Annotated in this window: 15 protein-coding genes and 1 tRNA gene; 10 read left to right on the forward strand and 6 right to left on the reverse strand. The window is 65.0% G+C overall.

Annotated elements, in window-relative coordinates; all coding sequences use genetic code 11:
• Positions 1-137: 137 nt before the first annotated feature.
• Genes P9273_RS04505 through P9273_RS04515 form a run of 3 tightly spaced genes read right to left on the reverse strand, consistent with a single transcriptional unit; the run spans position 138 to position 3,165 of the window.
• A complete protein-coding gene (locus tag P9273_RS04505; protein WP_278047834.1) occupies positions 138-1,451 on the reverse strand; it encodes a homoserine dehydrogenase in 1,314 nt (437 codons plus the stop codon).
• 41 nt (positions 1,452-1,492) lie between these two features.
• Positions 1,493-2,710 (reverse strand): LL-diaminopimelate aminotransferase, encoded by a 1,218-nt coding sequence (locus P9273_RS04510; RefSeq protein WP_041004237.1) that lies wholly within the window; start codon positions 2,708-2,710, stop codon positions 1,493-1,495.
• 47 nt (positions 2,711-2,757) lie between these two features.
• On the reverse strand, positions 2,758-3,165 hold the full coding sequence (locus P9273_RS04515) for a hypothetical protein (protein ID WP_278047835.1): 408 nt from the start codon (positions 3,163-3,165) through the stop codon (positions 2,758-2,760).
• A gap of 97 nt (positions 3,166-3,262) precedes the next feature.
• Between P9273_RS04515 and phaC the strand changes: the two genes are divergently transcribed.
• The 4 genes from phaC to P9273_RS04535 all read left to right on the forward strand — a co-directional run bounded on the left by phaC (position 3,263) and on the right by P9273_RS04535 (position 8,154).
• On the forward strand, positions 3,263-5,098 hold the full coding sequence (phaC, locus tag P9273_RS04520) for a class I poly(R)-hydroxyalkanoic acid synthase (protein WP_278047836.1): 1,836 nt from the start codon (positions 3,263-3,265) through the stop codon (positions 5,096-5,098).
• Positions 5,099-5,424: 326 nt separating this feature from the next.
• Positions 5,425-6,591, forward strand: coding sequence for a YcbK family protein (locus P9273_RS04525; RefSeq protein ID WP_278048378.1), 1,167 nt, complete (start codon positions 5,425-5,427; stop codon positions 6,589-6,591).
• Between the two features lie 147 nt (positions 6,592-6,738).
• Positions 6,739-6,813 (forward strand) — tRNA-Glu (locus P9273_RS04530).
• Between the two features lie 1,089 nt (positions 6,814-7,902).
• Positions 7,903-8,154, forward strand: coding sequence for a hypothetical protein (locus tag P9273_RS04535; protein WP_278047837.1), 252 nt, complete (start codon positions 7,903-7,905; stop codon positions 8,152-8,154).
• A 101-nt stretch (positions 8,155-8,255) separates the two neighbouring features.
• On the opposite strand, the gene P9273_RS04540 is transcribed toward P9273_RS04535, so the two are convergent.
• The 3 genes from P9273_RS04540 to P9273_RS04550 all read right to left on the reverse strand — a co-directional run bounded on the left by P9273_RS04540 (position 8,256) and on the right by P9273_RS04550 (position 10,673).
• Positions 8,256-8,549 (reverse strand): hypothetical protein, encoded by a 294-nt coding sequence (locus P9273_RS04540; RefSeq protein WP_278047838.1) that lies wholly within the window; start codon positions 8,547-8,549, stop codon positions 8,256-8,258.
• A 157-nt stretch (positions 8,550-8,706) separates the two neighbouring features.
• Positions 8,707-9,951: an ATP-binding protein gene (locus P9273_RS04545; RefSeq protein ID WP_278047839.1), complete on the reverse strand. Its 1,245-nt coding sequence runs from the start codon at positions 9,949-9,951 to the stop codon at positions 8,707-8,709.
• Entirely contained in the window at positions 9,948-10,673 is a 726-nt protein-coding gene (locus tag P9273_RS04550) for a response regulator (protein WP_278047840.1), read from the reverse strand. Before P9273_RS04550 ends, P9273_RS04545 begins: the two co-directional genes overlap by 4 nt.
• Before the next feature lie 212 nt (positions 10,674-10,885).
• On the opposite strand from P9273_RS04550, the gene P9273_RS04555 reads away from it, so the two are divergent.
• The 6 genes from P9273_RS04555 (at position 10,886) to P9273_RS04580 (ending at position 20,573) form a co-directional block, all read left to right on the forward strand.
• Positions 10,886-11,566 (forward strand): hypothetical protein, encoded by a 681-nt coding sequence (locus tag P9273_RS04555; RefSeq protein WP_278047841.1) that lies wholly within the window; start codon positions 10,886-10,888, stop codon positions 11,564-11,566.
• Positions 11,567-11,680: 114 nt separating this feature from the next.
• Complete coding sequence (locus tag P9273_RS04560) at positions 11,681-11,875, forward strand: hypothetical protein (protein ID WP_041004223.1); 195 nt, start codon at positions 11,681-11,683, stop codon at positions 11,873-11,875.
• Entirely contained in the window at positions 11,868-13,007 is a 1,140-nt protein-coding gene (locus P9273_RS04565; protein WP_278047842.1) for an efflux RND transporter periplasmic adaptor subunit, read from the forward strand. The genes P9273_RS04560 and P9273_RS04565 overlap by 8 nt, the downstream gene beginning before the upstream one ends.
• Positions 13,004-16,150, forward strand: coding sequence for an efflux RND transporter permease subunit (locus P9273_RS04570; protein WP_278047843.1), 3,147 nt, complete (start codon positions 13,004-13,006; stop codon positions 16,148-16,150). Before P9273_RS04565 ends, P9273_RS04570 begins: the two co-directional genes overlap by 4 nt.
• Positions 16,151-16,199: 49 nt before the next feature.
• Positions 16,200-17,426 carry an efflux RND transporter periplasmic adaptor subunit gene (locus tag P9273_RS04575; RefSeq protein WP_278047844.1) on the forward strand — a complete coding sequence of 409 codons (1,227 nt, stop codon included), beginning with the start codon at positions 16,200-16,202 and terminating at the stop codon, positions 17,424-17,426.
• A 3-nt stretch (positions 17,427-17,429) separates the two neighbouring features.
• On the forward strand, positions 17,430-20,573 hold the full coding sequence (locus P9273_RS04580) for an efflux RND transporter permease subunit (protein WP_278047845.1): 3,144 nt from the start codon (positions 17,430-17,432) through the stop codon (positions 20,571-20,573).
• The last annotated feature ends 1 nt before the right edge of the window (position 20,574 follow it).

Below are 20,574 nucleotides of genomic sequence, written 5' to 3' on the forward strand. Positions count from 1 at the left end.
TTGAGCACCGGAATTGCTCCGCCTCCCGCCAGAGGCGGGCTTCTTCTGGCAAAGCTCCATGACAACGGCAAGACTTGGCCCGTCATTTTTCGAAATGACAGCAAAATCAATCGATTGAAGGCGGAATTGGACTGGACTTATTCCGCCCGCTCGATGCGGATCACCTGCGGCTTGTCGGTCAGATGACCGTCCTTGGTGATACCTTCCACAGCCTTGCGCACCGCCGCTTCCGTCGTCTCGTGCGTGACGAGGATCACTGTCTTCTGTTCCTGGGTTTCCGCGCTGGTCGCCTGCTGAACGATCGATTCCAGCGAGATGTCGTTGTCGGCCATGCGCTTGGCGATGGCCGCGAACACGCCGGTGCGGTCATGCACGGTCAGCCGTATGAAATAGCCGCCGGCATGGCTGCGCATCCCCGCCTTCTTATAGGGTTTCAGTTCCTTCGCCGGCCAGCCGAACACCGGCGCGTGCTGGAAGCCGGGCCGGCTCTTGGCGATATCGGCAATGTCGCCGATCACCGCCGACGCGGTGGCGTTGCCGCCGGCGCCAGGGCCGGAAAGCAGAAGCTCGCCCAGAATATCGGTCTCGATCGCCACCGCGTTGGTGACGCCATGCACCTGCGCGATGACCGAAGCCGTCGGCACCATGGTCGGGTGCACGCGCTGCTCGATGCCGCTCTCGGTGCGCTGGGCGACGCCGAGCAGCTTGATGCGGTAGCCGAGATCGGCCGCCGCGCGGATGTCGGCCTGCGTGATGTTGGCGATGCCTTCCATATAAATGTCGTTGGCGGCGATCCTGGTGCCGAAGGCAAGGCTGGTGAGGATCGACAGTTTGTGCGCTGTGTCGTGGCCTTCGATGTCGAAGGTCGGATCGGCCTCGGCGTAACCCAGCCGCTGCGCGTCCTTCAGGCAGGCGTCGAAGGAAATGCCCTCGGCCTCCATGCGCGTCAGGATGTAGTTGCAGGTGCCGTTGAGGATGCCGAAGACACGGGTCACCGCGTTGCCGGCCATGGCCTCGCGCATCGTCTTGATGACAGGAATGCCGCCGGCCACCGCCGCCTCGTAATTGAGCAGCACGCCCTTCTTCTCGGCGATCTCGGCAAGCGCCACGCCATGCTTGGCAAGCAACGCCTTGTTGGCGGTCACGACATGGCGGCCCGCTTCGAGCGCCGCCTTCACCGACTGTCGCGCCGGCCCCTCGTCACCGCCGATCAGCTCGACGAAGACATCGATTTCCGCCTTTTCGGCGAGCTTGACGGAATCCTCAAACCATGTCGCGGCGCTGAGATCGACGCCGCGGTCGCGCTTCGGGTCACGCGCCGAAACGGCCGTCACGACGATGTCGCGGCCGCACTGGCGGGTGAGCTCGGCCGCCTTGTCGCGCAGCACGCGCGCCACCGAGGCGCCGACCGTGCCGAGGCCGGCAATTCCAACACGCAACGCTTCAGCCATGTCCGGCGACGCCCCTCAAATTCAATAAATGTCCGGCTAATTCAGCGACGGGCGGCGAGCGGCACCACATTGTTGGGCTGCTTGGCGGTGGTCGCGAGGAATTTCTTGATGTTGCGCGCCGCCTGGCGAATCCGGTGCTCGTTCTCGACCAAGGCGACGCGCACATAGTCGTCGCCATGCTCGCCGAAGCCGATGCCCGGCGCCACCGCGACATCGGCATGCTCGATGAGCAGCTTGGAGAATTCGAGCGAGCCGAGGTGGCGGAACTGCTCGGGGATCGGCGCCCAAGCGAACATGGAGGCGGCGGGCGCCGGAATGACCCAGCCGGCGCGGCTGAAGGAATCGACCATCACGTCGCGCCGCTTGTGGTAGACCTCGCGCACCTCCTCGATGTCGGCGCCGTCGCCGTTCAGCGCATGCGCCGCCGCCACCTGGATCGGCGTGAAGGCGCCGTAGTCGAGGTAGGATTTCACGCGCGTCAGCGCCGAAATCAGCCGCTCGTTGCCGACCGCGAAGCCCATGCGCCATCCGGGCATGGAAAAAGTCTTCGACATCGAGGTGAACTCGACGCAGACATCGATCGCGCCTGGAACCTGCAGCACCGAAGGCGGCGGATTGCCGTCAAAATAGATCTCCGAATAGGCGAGATCCGACAGGATGATGATGTCGTTCTTCTTCGCGAAGGCGACCACGTCCTTGTAGAAATCGAGCGAGGCGACCAGCGCCGTCGGGTTCGACGGATAGTTGAGGATCAGCGCCAGCGGCTTCGGGATCGAATGGCGGATGCCGCGCTCCACCGCCGGGATGAAGCCGTCATCGGGCTCGACCTGCAGCGAGCGGATGACGCCGCCCGACATGATGAAGCCGAAGGCATGGATCGGATAGGTCGGATTGGGGCACAGGATCACGTCGCCGGGCGCGGTGATCGCCTGCGCCATATTGGCGAAGCCTTCCTTCGAGCCGAGGGTAGCGACCACTTGCGTGTCGGGATTGAGCTTCACGCCGAAGCGGCGCTGGTAGTAATTCGCCTGGGCGCGGCGCAGGCCCGGAATGCCGCGCGACGCGGAATAGCGATGCGTGCGCGGGTCGCGCACCACTTCGCATAATTTGTCGACGATGGCCTTCGGCGTCGGCAGGTCCGGATTGCCCATGCCAAGGTCGATGATGTCGGCGCCGCGCGAACGGGCGCTGGCCTTCAGCCGGTTGACCTGCTCGAACACGTAAGGCGGAAGCCGGCGGACCTTGTGAAATTCTTCCATTTCAGTTCCAGACGATCGAAGGGGCGCTTTCGGCGCGCGATATAAACCTAATTGCAGTTAGGGTCGAGGGTCGGGTCGCATTTGCCCTCGATCTGCTTCAGCGTGTCGTCGCCGTGTGTTTTGGCAAGCGCCTTGAGCGCCGCGGAATTCGTCGGCGCCTTGACGCTGCCGCCCTTGGCGCGCTGCGCCTGCTGCTCGGCCTTGAGCTGGGCGAGCTTGGCCGCGGTCTCCTCCTTGGTGAGTTGCTTGGCGGCCACCGGCGGCGGGATGTTGAGGTTGGGATAGGAGCCGGTGTCCTTCGGGCCTTCGGTCAGGGCCGTCGGCGCCGCATTGTTGTGGCTGGTGCTCGTGCAGCCGCCGGCGGGCAGCAACACGCCAACCAGCCCCGCCACAACCGTCACGCGGCACAGCGAACCCGGCCTGAGAAAAAAAGTCCCGCCAACACCAATCGTCATATTGTTTTCCTGGCAGCCGGGTTAGAGCGAATTGGACCCGGTCAGATGTCCCATGGTACTATGTCAAGAAAACGCTCCGGGAGGAACCCCGCGAACCATGTCCAAAGCTCCCGATTCGGACAAAGCGGAAAATGGCGGACCTTCGGCCATCGAGCAATATCTGGTGAAGGATCCCGAGCGTTTCGCCCTGAACATGGCCCGCATGATCGAGCAGGCCGGCAAGGCGGCTTCCGCCTGGACCGAGCCGCGCGAAAAGGGCGAGGTGCGTGATCATGTCGCCGAACCGGTGGTCGACATGGTCAAGACCTTCTCCAAGCTCTCGGAATATTGGCTGGCCGATCCGCAGCGCGCGCTCGAAGCGCAGACGCGGCTCTTCGCCGGCTATATGACGGTCTGGGCGAACGCCATCCAGAAGGTCAATCCCAACGCCGAGGCGCCGCAGGACGCGGTTCAGCCCGAGCGCGGCGACAAGCGCTTCCAGGATCCGGAATGGGGCCGCAACGCCTTCTTCGACTTCCTCAAGCAGGCCTATCTGGTCACCTCGCGCTGGGCGAGCGAACTCGTCGAGCATGCCGAGGGCCTGGACGAGCACACCCGCCACAAGGCGAGTTTCTACGTCAAGCAGGTGTCGAACGCGATCTCGCCGTCGAACTTCATCCTGACCAATCCGGAGCTGTTCCGCGAAACGGTAGCCTCGAATGGCGAGAACCTGGTGCGCGGCATGAAGATGCTGGCCGAGGACATCGCCGCCGGCCGCGGCGACCTGAAGCTGCGCCAGGCCGACTACACGCCCTTCGAAATCGGTAAGAACATCGCCACCACGCCCGGCAAGGTCATCGGCCGCAGCGACGTCGCCGAGATCATCCAATATGATCCGGTGACGGAGACGGTGCTGAAGCGGCCGCTGCTGATCTGCCCGCCATGGATCAATAAATTCTATATCCTCGACCTCAACCCGCAGAAATCCTTCATCCGCTGGGCGATCGAGCAGGGCCACACCGTCTTCGTCATCTCCTGGATCAATCCGGACGAGCGCCACGGCGCCAAGGGCTGGGAAGCCTATATCCGCGAAGGCCTGCAATACGGCCTCGACATGGTGGAGAAGGCGACCGGCGAGAAAGAGGTCAACGCCATCGGCTATTGCGTCGGCGGCACGCTGCTGGCGGCAGCACTGGCGCTGTTGGCGCAGGAAGGCGACCACCGCATCAAATCGGCCACCCTCTTCGCGACGCAGGTCGACTTCACCTATGCCGGTGACCTCAAGGTCTTCGTCGACGAGGACCAGGTCGCCGCCGTCGAGCGCTCGATGAGCGAAAAGGGCTATCTCGAAGGCACCAAGATGGCGACCGCCTTCAACATGCTGCGCTCGGGCGACCTGATCTGGCCCTATGTCATCAACAACTACATGCGCGGCAAGGAGCCCCTGCCCTTCGACCTGCTCTACTGGAATTCCGATTCCACGCGCATGGCGGCGGCCAACCACTCCTTCTACCTGCGCAACTGCTATCTCGAGAACAATCTCTCGCGCGGCACGATGGAGCTCGCCGGACGCACCGTTTCGCTGGCCGACATCACCATCCCCGTCTACAACCTGGCCACGAAAGAGGACCACATCGCGCCGGCGCTTTCGGTGTTCCTGGGATCGCGTTTTTTCGGCGGCGACGTCGAATATGTGATGGCGGGTTCGGGCCACATCGCCGGCGTCGTCAACCCGCCTGCCGCCAAGAAGTACCAGTACTGGACCGGCGGCAAGCCGGTGGGTGACTTCAACGCGTGGCTTGCCGCCGCGCACGAGCATCAAGGATCCTGGTGGACGCATTGGCAGCACTGGATCGAGAACCAGGACAACATCCGCGTACCCGCCCGCAAACCCGGCAAGCGTATGAAAACCTTGGGAGATGCGCCGGGCACCTATGTCAAGGTGCGTGTGTAACGGACTGTAATGTCTGGTGAGTTGACGGGCCGCCAAAACAGGGCGAAATGGTGGCGTCAATCGTTCGGCGGCCTCAAATCACCTTCCGACGAAGATTAATTCCGAGGCTTGCAGATTCGACACAGATCCCGTTTCCGGTTGGGAACAGGAGGGTTATCGCGGCGCGGTGCTGGAGTGGCGCGGCGATGACGAACCGACCGGATACTGAGGGGGAATTTATTTTGAAATCAGCAGGTTGGCGTCTCGCACGAGGGGAAAGCCGCAGCATCGCGGCAGCGCTTTTCTCCGTGCTTCTGGCCTCCTGTACCTCGACCGGCGACCCGACGATGTCGGTCGTTTCGCCCGCTTTCAATTCAACCGCCACCGAAATGAGCGCAACATCCGGCGCCAAGACCGTGACCGCGGCCGATTCGTCGCTCCAGGCCGCGGCGCCCGCCGCAGCCGGATCGACCGTGATGAGCGAGGGCGATACGCCTTTGCCCGAGAAGGTCGCCTATGTGCCGGAGACACGGCCGCAAGCCGCGGCCTTCCCGACCGTCGCCGTGCCGGCCGGCTCCACCGCGATTGCCGGCAGCACGCCGCAACCGCTGGTTCAACAGGCGCAAACGGCGGAACAGACGCAAACCGTCGCCCAGCAGGTCGCCGCCGGCGATGCCGCAGCAATTGCCTCAAAGGCGCAGGCGACCACGCAGGCCATGAGCAACGGCGTCTATGTAACCGCGAGCGAGCCGGCGCAGCCGCAGATCGCCGCGCCGAAGAAGAGCTTCTTCGCCTCGCTGTTCAGCACCACGCCGGCCTCGGCTGCGCCCGCGCCGCTGATCAACAACGGACGCTCCGGCGACCAGATCACGGCGCAGGCCACGCAGGTCAAGACCACGCCGCCGCCGGCCAAGCCGATCGTGACGCTGGCCTCGGCGACACCGGGCGACAAGCCGGTGCAGCTCGCGTCGATAGACAATCCGGCCAATCACATCACCGGCGCCGATGCCCTGCCCGGCGTGCGCCAGACCGCGCTGTTCGAGATCAAGCGCAAGTCCGGCATCGACGACGAGAGCGACGTCGACCTCAACGAGGATGAGGGCGGCGGCTATCAGGTGGCGTCGGCCGCCGGCATGGCAAGGCTCGCGCCCAACGGCCTTTTGAAGCAGAATGAAAGCGTCGATGTCGCCTGCCTGAAGCCGTCGCTGGTGCGGGTGCTGAAGACGATCGAGGGCCATTTCGGCCGCAAGATGATCGTCACCTCCGGCTACCGCGATCCCTCGCGCAACCGTCGCGCCAACGGCGCCAAGAACTCGCTGCATATGTACTGCGCCGCCGCCGACATCCAGGTGCCCGGCGTGTCGAAGTGGGAACTGGCGAACTATGTCCGCTCGATGCCCGGCCGCGGCGGCGTCGGCACCTACTGCCACACCGAATCCGTCCATGTCGACGTCGGCCCCGAGCGCGACTGGAACTGGCGGTGCCGCCGGCGCGGCGGCGGTGAGGACGGCTGATCCCGCCTGCCCTCGGCTACATCCGCGCGCGATGCATTTTTCATCTGAACCCAGGCGTTTCACGGCGCCGTGAAAAAAGTTGTCGCATGTGGCTGGGGATGGGTTGCCGGTTGCCAACAACGCAATTATAAGCCGCTTCGTCTGAGCGCGCCCATCGTCTAGCGGTTAGGACACCGCCCTTTCACGGCGGTAACAGGGGTTCGATTCCCCTTGGGCGTACCAGACTTGACCGAAGCGGCTCCAGGGCCAGCCTTGTTTCTTCCAAAATGCGTACAGCGTGGCTGAACGGGCGCGCAGGTTGGCGTCGCTCAGCTTCGGGAAGTCTCTTACCTGAGCCGGTTCTGTGGGCTCCAGCGCAATCCGCACGTCTAGTCTAATCCGCCACAGCGCCCGAGCGGTGGTTTAGATAGCGCCAGTGACCGCCTCGTCCCTGATCCGGTGATTGCTGAGAGGGCAGCCGCAGGCTCCGGCGCAAAATGCCGGAGCCCGTAATGGCCGGTCAGATTTAGCCCCCGTTAGCAGGCGCCGGGGCGGGTTTGGCCGGAGCAGCGGGCTTGGAGATGGACGGTGTGGCCGGCGCCTCAACCTTGGGGGTATTGACGCTCACGTTCACATCCTTCCCTCCGCTACCATTTATATTTATCACTCCCGTCAAGAACAACAGAACAACAATTGCGATTATACCAAGGATTACCGCAACGACTGTTCCGCCACCGCCGGAGTTTACGACTGTAGGTCCGTCGGACATGACTTTCTCTCCTTCTCGAGTTCTCACTCGATAGAAAAGAGAACTTTTGAGTATTTGTTCCACTCCCGGCCCACGGTCCCATAATACCTACGACCGAAGTCCCCTGACTGCGAAAATCGTCAAGGGTCCCGCAAGAAAAAGGCTGACCGCGGCTACCGACAAAAAAGCCCGCTGGCCGGGGCCAGCGGGCTAGAAGGTGGCGATCTCGGACCCGCCAGGACCGAGAGCTTGATCATATGTGCATATGACACGGCGCGCCGATGCCACATATGTTAGACACGGAGCGACAATCAGGAACGTCGGCGCGAGTGTGAGCGCTCTGCCAGCAGCCTCTTCACCAGTTTTAGCAAGGCCATCGTGCCGATCGTTGATGCTCGGAGTTCTTGTCGGAGAGGATATCGCCGCTTCACTCCCTTTGGGCGTGTCAAACTTATCCCCAGAACAGTCGCCAATCCGGCACCTCGCGCTCCCCGGGCCGAAATCCGTCATTAACGGCGTTGTTGGGTGACGATGTTGGCAGCGATCAGAGGGTGTAGAGTTTTGTCTCGGCCATGGAGGCACGAATGGACCTGTTTCGGACAGCTCTCTTATGCGCGGTAATGACCGGCCTGGCAGGGGCGCAGCCCGTCCTCGCCGAGGATCAGCCCGTCCAGTCGAACGGCAACGCGGCGCAACAGCTGCCGCCCATCCACTGTGAGGGACAGAACTGCCTGCCGCCGAGGAACAACCCCGCCCTCGAGTGCAAGGGGCAGGATTGCACGCCGGCGCCAGCGACCAACCAGCCGACGGGCCCGGAGATTAAAAAGGTCAAGTGAGAAGCAGCGCGCCTCCGCGGCGAACGGCATACCGTTGCTCGAGCCAGCGCGGATTGACGATCAGAAAAGGCAACGCCATCCCCCAGAACGCCGAGCGCCGATCAATCCGGAACCATCGGCGCCGGCTCTTCGCACCGATAGACCATGCACCGACCGTCACTGGCCGGGACATAGTCGACCATCGGCACGTAGGGAGCGTCGCACTCGTTGCCGAACTGGCGGACATAGCGCTCATATGTGTTCGCCCCCGTGGTCAGCACCACCGCATGCCGGCTCTGAATCAGCGCCTGGGTCTGCGCGCAGGTCATCTTGCGTGTGTCGGGCCGCGCATCGGCGAAATTTGTGGCGGCAACGATCATCGCTGCCGTGCAAAACGCAATCTTGCCTATGGGCATGGTGGCATCCTCGCAAAACATCTATCGCCAAACTCGCATCTGGCGACGCCGCTCCGCAACGGTGGAGCGGTCACGATGCAGCGAGCGAAGCCTTGAGAGAACAGTTGAAGCCTGCGCCAAGGGCTCGGAATTGCCCGAGGACGAACATCGTGAGACGTCAGGCCGTTGCAAACACCACCGTCTGCAGCAGCCCTCCCCCAGGCCGATTCTCCAGCGTGATCGTTCCGCCGTAGCGTTCGATGATCTCCTTTGCGATCGCAAGCCCAAGCCCAGCGCCCGGAATGAATTGCGTGCGCGCCGGATCGACCCGGAAGAACGGCTCGAAGGCCTTGTTCAGCAGGTCCGGCGGGATGCCGGGGCCGCGGTCCGCGATGGTGAGGATCGCCCGGCCGCCCCGCCCCGCAAGCGCGACGGTGCAGCTCTTGCCATGCGTGGCGGCGTTGACGATCAGGTTGCGCAGCGCCCGGCGCAAGCCAAGCGCGCCGGCTTTGATCGACACATGATCGAGATGGTCGATGGTCACCGCGTGGCCGAGCGAGACCATCTCGACCTCGATATCGCGAACCAGCCTGTCCAGTTCCACCGGCTCGACCGCGTCTTGATTGACCTCCTCGCGTACCAGGCGGATGGCGCTGTCGGCGATACGGTCGAGCTCGTCGAGGTCGCTCAGCCATTTCTCGCGATCCTCCTCAAGGAACTCGGCACGGAGCCGCATCCTGGTCATCGGGGTCCTGAGATCGTGGCCGGCGGCGGCCACCAGCCGCATGCGGCTTTCCATCGCCGTCCTCAATCTTGCCGACAGCTCGTTGAGCGCATGGGCGGTGGCCCTCACCTCGGCGGAGCCTTTTTCCGGCAAGGTCGCCAGCACGCCGTCCGATCCGATCTTGCTGGCGGCGGCCTCGAGCATTTCGAGCGGCCGCACCAGCACGCCGGTGAAGTAGATCGACACCGGGGTGGCGCCGAGCACGATCAGCACCATCCAGCCCGCCAGCCCGTACCAGACGTCGCGCGGCGGGCCGAAATCGGGCACGTCGACGATCATCCAGCGACGGTCGGGCAGCTCGACGGAAGCGACCATTCCCGGCCTGCCGGCATTGCGGCTGACCACGGCCGAAACATTCAGCCCGTCATGGTGCAGGATCTCGTTCAGCACCTTTGTGTGCTTGCGGTCCTCGAAGCCGTCGGCCGGGCGATCCTTCACGGTGACGGGCGCATCGCCTGAATTCGGCACGTGGCCGGGAGCCAGTTGCACCATGTACTGAATCTGATGGGCGAGCGGCCCCATGATGAGTTCCGGCGACGGACCGCCGAGCACCTTGACCGCGACGAAAGTGGCGAGCCCGACGACGCCGAGGATCGATACGACCAGAAGGACGATCAGCCGCCGGCGCAGCGAGGTCATGTCCCGGTCTCCGCCGTCTCCACGCGCGCGGTCAGTTGATAGCCGCCATTGCGCACGGTTTTGAACAGGTTCTCCTCGCCCGCCTCGGCGAATTTCCGCCGAAGCCGGCTCATCAGCACGTCGACGGAGCGGTCGAGCGGCTCGCGCTCGCGCCCTTGCGTCAGATCGAGGAGCTGGTCGCGCGACAAAAGCCGCCCCGGCCGGTCGAGAAAGACCTGCAGCAGGTCGAACTCGGCGCCGGTAAGGTCGATCAGGGCGCCGTCGGCGTCCATCACCTTGCGTGTGTCAGGCTCCAGCCGGTAACCGGCGAAATGATAGACGCGAACCTTGGGCGGCGCGGCTTCGTCCGGCGCCGAGCGCCTGAGCACCGCCCGGATGCGGGCCGAAAGCTCGCGCGGATTGAACGGCTTGCCGAGATAGTCGTCGGCGCCGAGCTCCAGCCCGATGATGCGGTCGACATCCTCTTTCAGCGCCGTCAGTAGGATGACGGGGATATGCGGCTTGCGGTCCCGCAGGCTCCGGCAGATGTCGAGACCGGAGCCGTCGGGCAGCATGACGTCGAGCACGATGAGGTCGAACTGGCCTGAGCCGAGCTTCTGCTCGCATTCGCGCCGGTCGGCGGCCACCGACACGCGAAATCCCTGCCCGTCGAGATAGCGCCCGAGCAGCGTCCTGATCTCGCGGTCGTCGTCGACGACAAGGATGTGGGATTGTGCCTGCATACTTAGCCCGCTTGCCTGTTTGTTCGTGATTATAGGGAGCGGCGCAGCCGAGCGGCACGGAAAATTGCAACGGAACGTTTCCGCAAAGCCGCTGGAAACATTCGGAAACAAATCTCCCTTTTCCGGAAACCTTCGGCAACGCGCCGAAGCAATACGGCAAAAGACGCTTCCTATCCTCCCGGCATCCGAAGCACGCAGGAAAGGATCATGTCATGCGAAGCAGACTTCTGGCGCTTGGCCTCTTCTCGGTCGCGGCCATCCACCCCGTGCTCGCCGCGCAACCAGAACCTGGCGCAGCACCCGGGGACGAGCCGCCGGCAATCGGCCGACAGGACGACCCCGGCCCCGACACTGGCCCCGGTCCGATGCCGTGGCATGGCCAGCGCTGGGCGATGCGGCACGGCCCCGAGGGCTTCGGTCCGCGCCGCATGGGTCCGCCGCCGGAATTTCTTGCCGCCCGGCTCGCCGCGCTCGAAACCCGGATCGGCATCCGCTCCGAACAGCTCGACGCCTGGCGCGACTACACCAGCGCGCTGCAGGCGGTGCTGGCGCCGCCGTCGCGGCCCGATTTCGGCCAGCCCGGCCGCGGGCCGGACGATGCCGCCGGCGGCAAGCCGGATCAGGCAAAGCGCGATCCCTTCGCCTTCCAGGAAAAGCTGGCCGACGAGGTGACCAAGCGCGCCGCCTCGGCCGCCAAGCTCAAGGACGCCATCACCGTGCTGCGGGCCAAGCTGACGCCCGAGCAGCTCGAAATACTCGCTTCGGCGGATCGGCCGCACGGCCCGCCCCCCGGTCCATGGGGTGATCCGCCGGATGCAGCCGGCCCCGGAAGTTTGCCTGATCACGGCGGACAGCTCCCTCCACCCCCACCGCGGAGTGGCGAGCAACTCTGACCGGCTGCGCCGGCCGGCCCCCTGACCCACCCGTTCAAGGGCCGGCCGGCTCTTCTTGCAACCGAAAGACGCGTCGTGCTGCCGCCGGCAGCTCGACGCGAGATGGAGAGCACCATGTGGGAAGCGCTGATGATGCTGCGCCTCATCGTGTCTGTGGCTCCGGGCTTGCCGGTCGGCCGGCGCACTCCTGAGCCGGCTATTGCGCCCATCCCAACCGGAGCCGCGATCCGATTGAACTTCGCAGCCTATCGGCTGTCGCTCCCGATCGCCTCGCCCAATGTCAAAAACGATGACCGCCAAATTGCGTAAGCGACTTTTTCTTCTGCTGGCTTTGCTTGTCGTGTTGGCCGCCGTCGCCGCGCTCAAGGCCTATGGCCGTGCCTCGACCGAACCCGCCACACACATCCCTGCGTCGGCGGCGACACTTACGGTTTCCGTAGAGAAGGTCGCCTCCGAAACGGTCACGTCGTCGATCAGCGCGACCGGTACCGTCGCCGCCTGGCAGGAAGCGACGCTCGGCGCGGAAGAAAGTGGCCTGCGCCTGACCGAGGTCCTGGTGGCCGAGGGCGATCATGTGAAAGCCGGTGATGTCGTCGCGCGGTTGGACGACTCGCTCCTCAAGGCCCAGCTCGCCGAGCAGAAGGCAGCCGTCGCCCAGGCGCAGGCGACGCTCGACTCCGCGCTGTCGGCCGCCGCGCGCGCCGACAAGCTGCTGGCCAGCAATGCCGTCAGCGCGGAGACCGCCGAGGAAAAAGCGACCGCGGTGAAAACCGGCAAGGCCGGCGTCGATCAGGCCGAAGCCGCGGCCGAACGGCTGCAGGCCCAACTCGACAGGACGATCATCCGCGCGCCATTCGACGGCATCGTCTCCAGCAAGCCGGCCGTGACGGGTTCCATCGTCCAGGCCGGCACCGAGCTGATGAAGATCGTCCGCGACGGCAGGCTGGAGGTCGCCGTGCTTGTCCCTGAAAAAGACCTGGCGGCAATCTCGGCCGGTCAGGCGGCCAACATCGTCGATGCGTCCGGCCGCGCCTTCTCTGGCAGCGTTTCCCAGGTAGCCGAGACGGTCAACGCGACCACCCGGCTCGCCACCGTCTATGTCGCCGTTGGCGAGGGCTCGGGCCTGAAGCCTGGCATGTTCGCTCGCGTCACGATCGACACGGCGGCGTCCCGGCAGCTCACCGTCGCCGAGATGGCCCTGGTCTGGCATGACGGCAAGCCGGCCGTGTTCGTGGTCGACGGTCAAGGCAAGGTCAGCGCGCATCCTGTTGCGACCGGCGCGCGCCAGAACGGCCGGGTGGCCATCGAAAGCGGCTTGTCGGAAGGCGACCACGTCGTCGTCGCCGGCGCCGGCTTCCTCAACGACGGCAACCTCGTGCGTGTCGCCGCCGACGAGACGAAGGCTGCCGATGCCGCAAGCACGGCGGAGCCGGCGCAATGAACGCCATCTCCTCCTGGTCGATCCGCAATCCAGTTCCGACCATCGTGCTGTTTCTGTCGCTCAGCGTTGCCGGCGTTTACGGCTTCATGCAGCTGCGCACCAACAACATGCCCGACATCGACCTGCCGACCGTCACCGTCACGGTGGCGCAGCCGGGCGCGGCGCCGAGCGAAATGGAAGTCCAGGTGGCGCGCGTCATCGAGAACGCCGTCGCGACCCTTGAAGGCGTCGACGACGTCTCGACCTCGATCAGCGAAGGCTCGTCCGTCACCACTGTCGAGTTCACCCTCGGCACCGATCCGGAGACCGCCACCAACGATGTCCGCAACGCGGTGTCCGGCGTGCAGTCCAGCCTACCGGCCGCGGCCCAGACGCCGGTCGTGGCGAAGGTCAACGCAACCGGCAATTCGGTGCTGACCTTCGTCGTCGAGGCGCCGACCATGTCGCCCGACGCGCTGAGCTGGTACATCGACAATGACGTCGCCAAGGTCCTGCTCGGTGTCGACGGCGTCTCCAAGATCACCCGTTCCGGCGGCGTCGACCGTGTTATCCGTGTCGAGCTCGACCCCAACCGGCTCGCCGCGCTTGGCATCAGCGCCGGCGATGTCAGCCAGACGCTCGCCTCCAACAACGTCAACCAGCCCGGCGGCCGCGCCAATATCGGCGGCCAGGAGCAGTCGGTGCGCACGCTCGCCAGCGCCCCGACCGTCGAGGCGCTGGCCGATACCCGCATCGCGCTGGGCGGTGCCGGCGACGTCAAGCTCTCCGACCTCGGCACCGTCGTCGACAGCTGGGAAAAGCCCCGCCAGGCCGCCTATCTCGACGGCAGGCAGGTCGTCGCCTTCAATGTCTACAGATCGGTAGGCTCGAGCGAGATCGACGTGGTCAAGGCCGCCCGCGCCGCGATCGCCGATATGGGCGCCAAGACCACGAGGGCGAAATTCACCGAAGTCACCTCTTCGTCCGGCTTCGTCCAGGAAAGCTATGACGCCGCCCTCGAAGCTCTATGGCTGGGCGCGCTGCTCGCCGTCGGCGTGGTCTGGCTGTTCCTGCGCGACATTAGGGCAACGCTGGTGTCGGCGGTGGCGATGCCGCTGTCGCTGATCCCGACCTTCGCGGTGATGGCGGCCTTCGACATCTCGCTCAACAACATCACCCTGCTGGCGCTGTCGCTGGTCGTCGGCATCCTCGTCGACGACGCCATCGTCGAGATTGAGAACATCGTGCGCCACATGCGCCAGACCGGCGTCAGCGCCTACCGGGCGGCGATCGAAGCCGCGGATGAGATCGGCTTGGCGGTGGTGGCGACGACCGCCACCATCGCCGCCGTTTTCCTTCCAGTGGCCTTCATGTCCGGCATTCCCGGCAAGTTCTTCTTCTCCTTCGCCGTCGCCGTCTGCGTGTCGGTTCTGTTCTCGCTGCTGGTGGCACGGATGCTCACCCCGCTGATGGGCGCCTATCTGGTGCGCGCCGGCGGCCAGGACGAGGATGACACGCCCGCTTGGGTGCCGACCTATCTCTGGCTGCTGCGCAAGGCGCTCGACCACCGCTGGATCACGCTTGCTGCCGGCACCGCCTTCTTCGCCGGCTCGATGATGCTGGCGACACACTTGCCGACTGAGTTCATGGCGGCGGCGGATCGCGGCCGCTCGATGATCTCGGTCGAGCTGCAGCCCGGCTCGACGATCGAGCAGACCGCCGCGGTGGTGCAGGACATCACCAAAAGGCTGGAGAATGAGCCGGCCGTCGACAGCGTGTTTGCCACGATCGGCACGGCCGCCTCGTCGGGCGGAGGGCCGAACCAAAGTTCGAGCTCGGCTGAAGTGCGGACCGCGACCATCACGGTCAATCTGAAGCCGCGCGCCGAGCGGACGATGAGCCAGCAGCAATTCGAGGCCGAGGCTTCGCCAAAGCTCAACGACATCCCAGGCGCCCGCATCCAGTTCGGCGCGGACGGCTTCTCCGGCGCCAAGGTGTCGATCACGCTTGTCGGCGACGATGGCGAAGCCCTCGAAAAGGCAAGCGATGCGCTGATCGACGGGATGAAATCGGTTCCCGGGCTGATCAATCCGACGTCGACCGCGGCCACCACCAAACCCGAGCTTATCGTGCGGCCCGACAGCGCCAAGGCGGCCGAGCTCGGCGTCACGCCGACCGAGATCGCCGCGACTGTCAAGATCGCCACCATCGGCGACACCGACACCAGCCTGGCGAAATTCAATCTTGGCGACCGTCAGGTCTCGATCATCGTCACCGTGCCCGACGGTGCCATTGATGATCCGGCAAAGCTCGCCATGCTGCCGCTGACGGGCACCAAGGGCGTGGTTCCGCTCGGCGCCGTCGCCGATATCGGCTTCAACGCCGGCCCGAACAGCATCACGCGTGTCGACAGAAGCCGCAGCGCCACGGTCGAAGCCGATCTTTCCGGTCTGACGCTCGGCCAGGCGACCGAAGCCATCCGCGCCCTGCCCGCGATGCGCAACCTTCCGGCCGGCGTGCATGAGCTGGCACGCGGCGATGCCCAGCGCATGCAGGAGCTGTTTTCCGGTTTCGCGACCGCAATAGCCGCGGGCATCATCCTGATGTACCTGACGCTGGTGCTGCTCTTCCGCAGCTTCGTGCAGCCGGTGACCATCCTGGTCGCATTGCCGCTCTCGGTCGGCGGCGCGCTTGGTTTCCTGCTCATTACCGGCAAGGCGCTTGGCATCTCGCCGTTGATCGGCATACTGATGCTGATGGGCATCGCGGCCAAGAACTCGATCCTGCTTGTCGAATATGCTCTGGTCGCCGAGAAGGGGCATGGCATGAGCCGCTTCGAGGCACTGCTCGACGCTGCCCGCAAGCGGGCCAGGCCCATCGTCATGACGTCGATCGCCATGGGCGCCGGCATGCTGCCGATCGCGCTTGGCATCGGCGCCGACGCCGAGACGCGTGCGCCGATGGCGATCGCTGTGATCGGCGGGCTCATCTCCTCGACCGTGCTCAGCCTCGTCTACATGCCGGTCGTTTACACTTTCATGGACGACATCCAGCGGTTCCTTGCCCGACATCTGGGCAAGCTATTGGTCGACGGACCTCGCGCCGATAGCCGCGCCGTAACTGCAATTCCGGGGAAAGTTTCAGACAATGCCCATGCAATCTAATCAATCCTTTCTGCGTTCAAGGCCGCGCCAGCTTTCCTCCTGGGCCGGAATGTTGTGCGCTGCCCTGCTCCTGGCGGCCTGCTCGCAGGAAAAGAGCCAGGTGCCGGCCGGCATGGGTGGCGTCGGGCGGCCCGAGGTCGGCGTCGTCACGCTGCACCCGCAGTCGGTTGCGATCACCGCCGAGCTGCCCGGCCGCACCGCCGCCTCGCTCGTCGCCGAGGTGCGTCCGCAGGTCGACGGCATCATCCAGCAGCGCCTGTTCCAGGAAGGCGCCGAGGTGGTGGCGGGACAGCCGCTCTACCTCATCGATCCGGCGAGCTATCAGGCCGCCTATGACAGCGCCGTCGCCGCGCAGCAGAAGGCGGAAGCCGCGGTGCCCACCGCGCAGGCGAAGTTCGACCGCTATTCCGGGCTGCTGAAGCAGAACGTAGTCTCGAAGCAGGATTACGACGATGCCGCCGCGACGCTGGCGCAGGCCCAGGCCGATGTCGCATCGGCCAAGGCCAGCGTCGAGACCGCGAAGATCAGCCTCGACCGCACCTCGATCACCGCGCCGATCGCCGGCCGGATCGACAAATCGACATTGACGCCGGGCGCGCTGGTCACGGCCAACCAGGAAACGGTGCTGACCACCATTCGCTCGCTCGACCCGATCAATGTCGACGTCACGCAGTCCAGCACCAACCTGCTCAATCTGCGCCAGGCGATAAACGAAGGCCGGCTGAAATTCAGCGGGACCAATGTCAGCGTCAAGCTGAAGCTCGACAACGGCACCATCTACGCGCAGAACGGCAAGCTGGAATTCGCCGGCGCCAATGTCGACCAGTCGACCGGCACCTTCGCGCTCAGAGCCCAGTTCCCCAATCCCGACCGCCTGCTCCTGCCCGGCATGTATGTGCGCGCCATAGTCGAGGAAGGCGTTGCGCAAAACAGCTTCCTCGTGCCGCAGCGCGGCGTCACCCGCGACCCCAAGGGCCAGGCGACGGCCATGGTGGTCAATGCCCAGGGCAAGGTCGAGCAGCGAACGCTGAGCGTGCGCAACAGTATCGGCAACAACTGGCTGGTGGATTCCGGCGTCGGCGACGGCGACCGCGTCATCGTCGAGGGCCTGCAGCTGGTGCGCGCCGGCGGCGACGCGACAGCGGTCGAGGTGACAATCGACGAAACGACCGGCGAGATCAAGGACCGCGAGCAGAGCTCCGCCTCTGCGGCGCCAGCCGGCGGCAATGCCGCCGGCGCCGCAAAGCAGCCTACCTCTGGCGCAACCGGGAACTGAGCAATGTCGGCTTTCTTCATCAACCGGCCGATCTTCGCCTGGGTGATCGCCATCGTGATCATGCTGGGCGGGCTGCTGGCGCTGCAAACGCTACCGATCTCGCAATATCCCCAGATCGCTCCCACCACGGTCAACATCAGCGCCACCTATCCCGGCGCCGATGCCCAGACGGTGGAGAACTCGGTGACCAAGGTCATCGAGCAGGGCATGACCGGCATCGACAATCTCGACTACATGACCGCGACCTCGACCTCGACCGGCCAGGCCTCGATCACGCTGACCTTCACCAGCGCCGCCAATCCCGACACCGCGCAGGTGCAGACGCAGAACAAGCTGCAATTGGTTCAGTCGCAGCTGCCGCAGGTCGTCCAGAGCAACGGCATCACCGTCTCCAAATCCTCGACCGGCTTCCTGATGGTCATCGGCTTCGTCTCCACCGACGGCAAGATGAACTCGACCGACCTCGCCGACTATGTCGACTCAACCATCAACGACACGCTGAAGCGCGTCGAAGGCGTCGGCTCGACGCAGCTCTTCGGCTCCGGCTACGCCATGCGCATCTGGCTCGACCCCGACAAACTGGCGCAATACGCGCTGATGCCGAGCGATGTCGCCACCGCGATCGAGGCGCAGAACACGCAGGTTTCGGCCGGCCAGCTCGGCGGCCTGCCGGCGCGCAAGGGCCAGCAGCTCAACGCCACGGTGACGGCCAAGAGCCGGCTGCAGACCGCCGAGCAGTTCCGCAACATCATCCTCAAGAGCAACACCGACGGCTCGCTGGTACGCCTCAACGATGTCGCCAAGGTCGAGATCGGCGCCGAAAGCTACACCACCCAAGCCCATTACAACGGCAAGCCGGCCGCCGGCGTCGCCGTCAACCTGGCCACCGGCGCCAACGCCATCAGCACCGCCGAGGCGGTGCGCGCGACCATCAATCGCCTGAGCTCGACCTTTCCGCAAGGCGTCGAGGTCGTCTACCCGTATGACACCTCGCCCTTCGTGCGCCTGTCGATCGAGGAAGTGGTGAAGACGCTGGCCGAAGCGATCGTGCTGGTGTTCCTGGTGATGCTGCTTTTCCTGCAGAACCTGCGCGCCACCATTATCCCGACGATCGCCGTGCCGGTGGTGCTGCTCGGCACGTTCGGCGTGCTCTCCTTCTTCGGCTATTCCATCAACACGCTCACCATGTTCGCCATGGTTTTGGCCATCGGCCTGCTCGTCGACGACGCCATCGTCGTGGTCGAGAATGTCGAGCGCGTCATGCATGAGGAAGGCCTGCCGCCGAAAGAGGCGACGCGCAGGTCGATGAAGGAGATCACCGGCGCGCTGATCGGCATCGCCACCGTGCTGTCGGCCGTGTTCGTGCCGATGGCTTTCTTCGGCGGCTCTACCGGCATCATCTACCGGCAATTCTCGGTCACCATCGTCTCGGCCATGGTGCTCTCGGTGCTGGTGGCGCTGGTCCTGACCCCGGCGCTCTGCGCCACCATTCTGCGCGCGCCAAAGAACCATGCGACGCAGAAGGCGCCGTTCGGCTGGTTCAATCGCCTCTTCGACCGCGGCACGATCGCCTATCGCGACGGCTCGCATGGTATCATCAACCGGTCGTGGCGCTTCCTCGCCGTGTTTCTGGCCATCGTCATCGCCATGGGCTGGATGTTCGCCCGGCTGCCGAGCTCGTTCCTCCCGGATGAGGATCAGGGCATCCTGATCACCAGCGCCTCGCTGCCTGTCGGCGCGACGCAGGATCGCACCGAGCGCGTGCTCGCCAAGGTGACCGACCACTATCTCAACGAAGAGAAGGATGCTGTCGAAGGCGTGTTCACCGCTTCCGGCTTCGGCTTCGGCGGCGCCGGACAGAATGTCGGCATCGCCTTCGTGCGGCTGAAGGATTTCGACCAGCGCAAGACGCCGGCGCTCGCCGCGTCGGCGGTGGCCGGCCGCGCCATGGGCGCCTTCTCCAGGATCAGGGACGCGCAGGTCTTCGCGCTCGCCCCGCCGGCCATCCAGGGTTTCGGCAACACCAACGGCTTCGATTTCTACCTGCAGGACGTCAACGGCGCCGGCCATGAGGCGCTGATCCAGACGCGCAACCAGCTTCTGGGCCTGGCCGCGAAGAGCCCGCTGCTCGCCAACACCCGCCCCAACGGCCAGGAGGACCAGCCGCAATTCTCGGTCGATATCGACCAGGAAAAGGCCAGCGCGCTCGGCATCAGCCTCGCCGACATCAACAACACGCTGTCGACCGCCTGGGGCAGCGACTACGTCAACGACTTCATCGATCGCGGGCGGGTGAAACCGGTCTATCTGCAGTCGGACCCGGATTTCCGCATGCAGCCGGAAGATCTCGACAAGTGGCAGGTCCGCAACTCCGGCGGCGCCATGGTGCCGTTCTCGGCCTTCGCCTCCAGCCACTGGACCTACGGATCGCCCCGCCTCGAACGCTACAACGGCTCGGCCGCGGTCGAGATCCAGGGCGCCGCGGCCGCTGGCCAAAGCTCAGGCGCGGCGATGGACGAGATCGACAAATTGGTCGCGCAACTGCCCGCCGGATATTCGCATGAATGGACGGGGCTGTCGCACCAGGAGAAGCTTTCCGGCAACCAGGCCATGTCGCTCTACGCGATTTCGGCGCTGGTCGTGTTCCTCTGCCTCGCGGCGCTCTATGAAAGCTGGTCGATCCCGTTCGCCGTCATGCTGTCGGTGCCGATCGGCATATTCGGCGCGCTGGCGGCGGCCACTCTCTTCGGCCAGACCAACGACGTCTATTTCAAGGTCGGTCTGCTCACCACGATCGGTCTCGCGGCCAAGAACGCCATCCTCATCGTCGAGTTCGCCATCGAGCGACAGTCGGCCGGCATGGGACTGGTCGAAGCGACACTGGAAGCGGCGCGGCAACGCCTGCGGCCGATCCTGATGACGTCGCTGGCCTTCATCCTCGGCGTCACGCCGCTTGCGATCGCCAGCGGCGCGGGCTCCGGCGCGCAGAACTCGGTCGGCATCGGCGTCATGGGCGGCATGATCGCGGCGACCGTGATCGGCGTCTTTCTGGTGCCGCTGTTGTTCGTCACGGTGCGCCGCATCTTCAAAGGCAGGGCGGCCAAGCAGGATACGGGCGGGACACAAGCCACAGCCACTCAGGAATAAA

Origin of the sequence: Mesorhizobium sp. WSM4935, from assembly GCF_029625735.1 — a bacterium.
Lineage (GTDB): Bacteria > Pseudomonadota > Alphaproteobacteria > Rhizobiales > Rhizobiaceae > Mesorhizobium.

Bases quoted from the DNA above. Each gene is read 5' to 3' on its own strand.
- P9273_RS04505 (WP_278047834.1), bottom strand. From the start codon at position 1,451: ATGGCTGAAGCGTTGCGTGTTGGAATTGCCGGCCTCGGCACGGTCGGC.
- P9273_RS04510 (WP_041004237.1), bottom strand. From the start codon at position 2,710: ATGGAAGAATTTCACAAGGTCCGCCGGCTTCCGCCTTACGTGTTCGAG.
- P9273_RS04515 (WP_278047835.1), bottom strand. From the start codon at position 3,165: ATGACGATTGGTGTTGGCGGGACTTTTTTTCTCAGGCCGGGTTCGCTG.
- phaC (WP_278047836.1), top strand. From the start codon at position 3,263: ATGTCCAAAGCTCCCGATTCGGACAAAGCGGAAAATGGCGGACCTTCG.
- P9273_RS04525 (WP_278048378.1), top strand. From the start codon at position 5,425: ATGTCGGTCGTTTCGCCCGCTTTCAATTCAACCGCCACCGAAATGAGC.
- P9273_RS04535 (WP_278047837.1), top strand. From the start codon at position 7,903: ATGGACCTGTTTCGGACAGCTCTCTTATGCGCGGTAATGACCGGCCTG.
- P9273_RS04540 (WP_278047838.1), bottom strand. From the start codon at position 8,549: ATGCCCATAGGCAAGATTGCGTTTTGCACGGCAGCGATGATCGTTGCC.
- P9273_RS04545 (WP_278047839.1), bottom strand. From the start codon at position 9,951: ATGACCTCGCTGCGCCGGCGGCTGATCGTCCTTCTGGTCGTATCGATC.
- P9273_RS04550 (WP_278047840.1), bottom strand. From the start codon at position 10,673: ATGCAGGCACAATCCCACATCCTTGTCGTCGACGACGACCGCGAGATC.
- P9273_RS04555 (WP_278047841.1), top strand. From the start codon at position 10,886: ATGCGAAGCAGACTTCTGGCGCTTGGCCTCTTCTCGGTCGCGGCCATC.
- P9273_RS04560 (WP_041004223.1), top strand. From the start codon at position 11,681: ATGTGGGAAGCGCTGATGATGCTGCGCCTCATCGTGTCTGTGGCTCCG.
- P9273_RS04570 (WP_278047843.1), top strand. From the start codon at position 13,004: ATGAACGCCATCTCCTCCTGGTCGATCCGCAATCCAGTTCCGACCATC.
- P9273_RS04575 (WP_278047844.1), top strand. From the start codon at position 16,200: ATGTTGTGCGCTGCCCTGCTCCTGGCGGCCTGCTCGCAGGAAAAGAGC.
- P9273_RS04580 (WP_278047845.1), top strand. From the start codon at position 17,430: ATGTCGGCTTTCTTCATCAACCGGCCGATCTTCGCCTGGGTGATCGCC.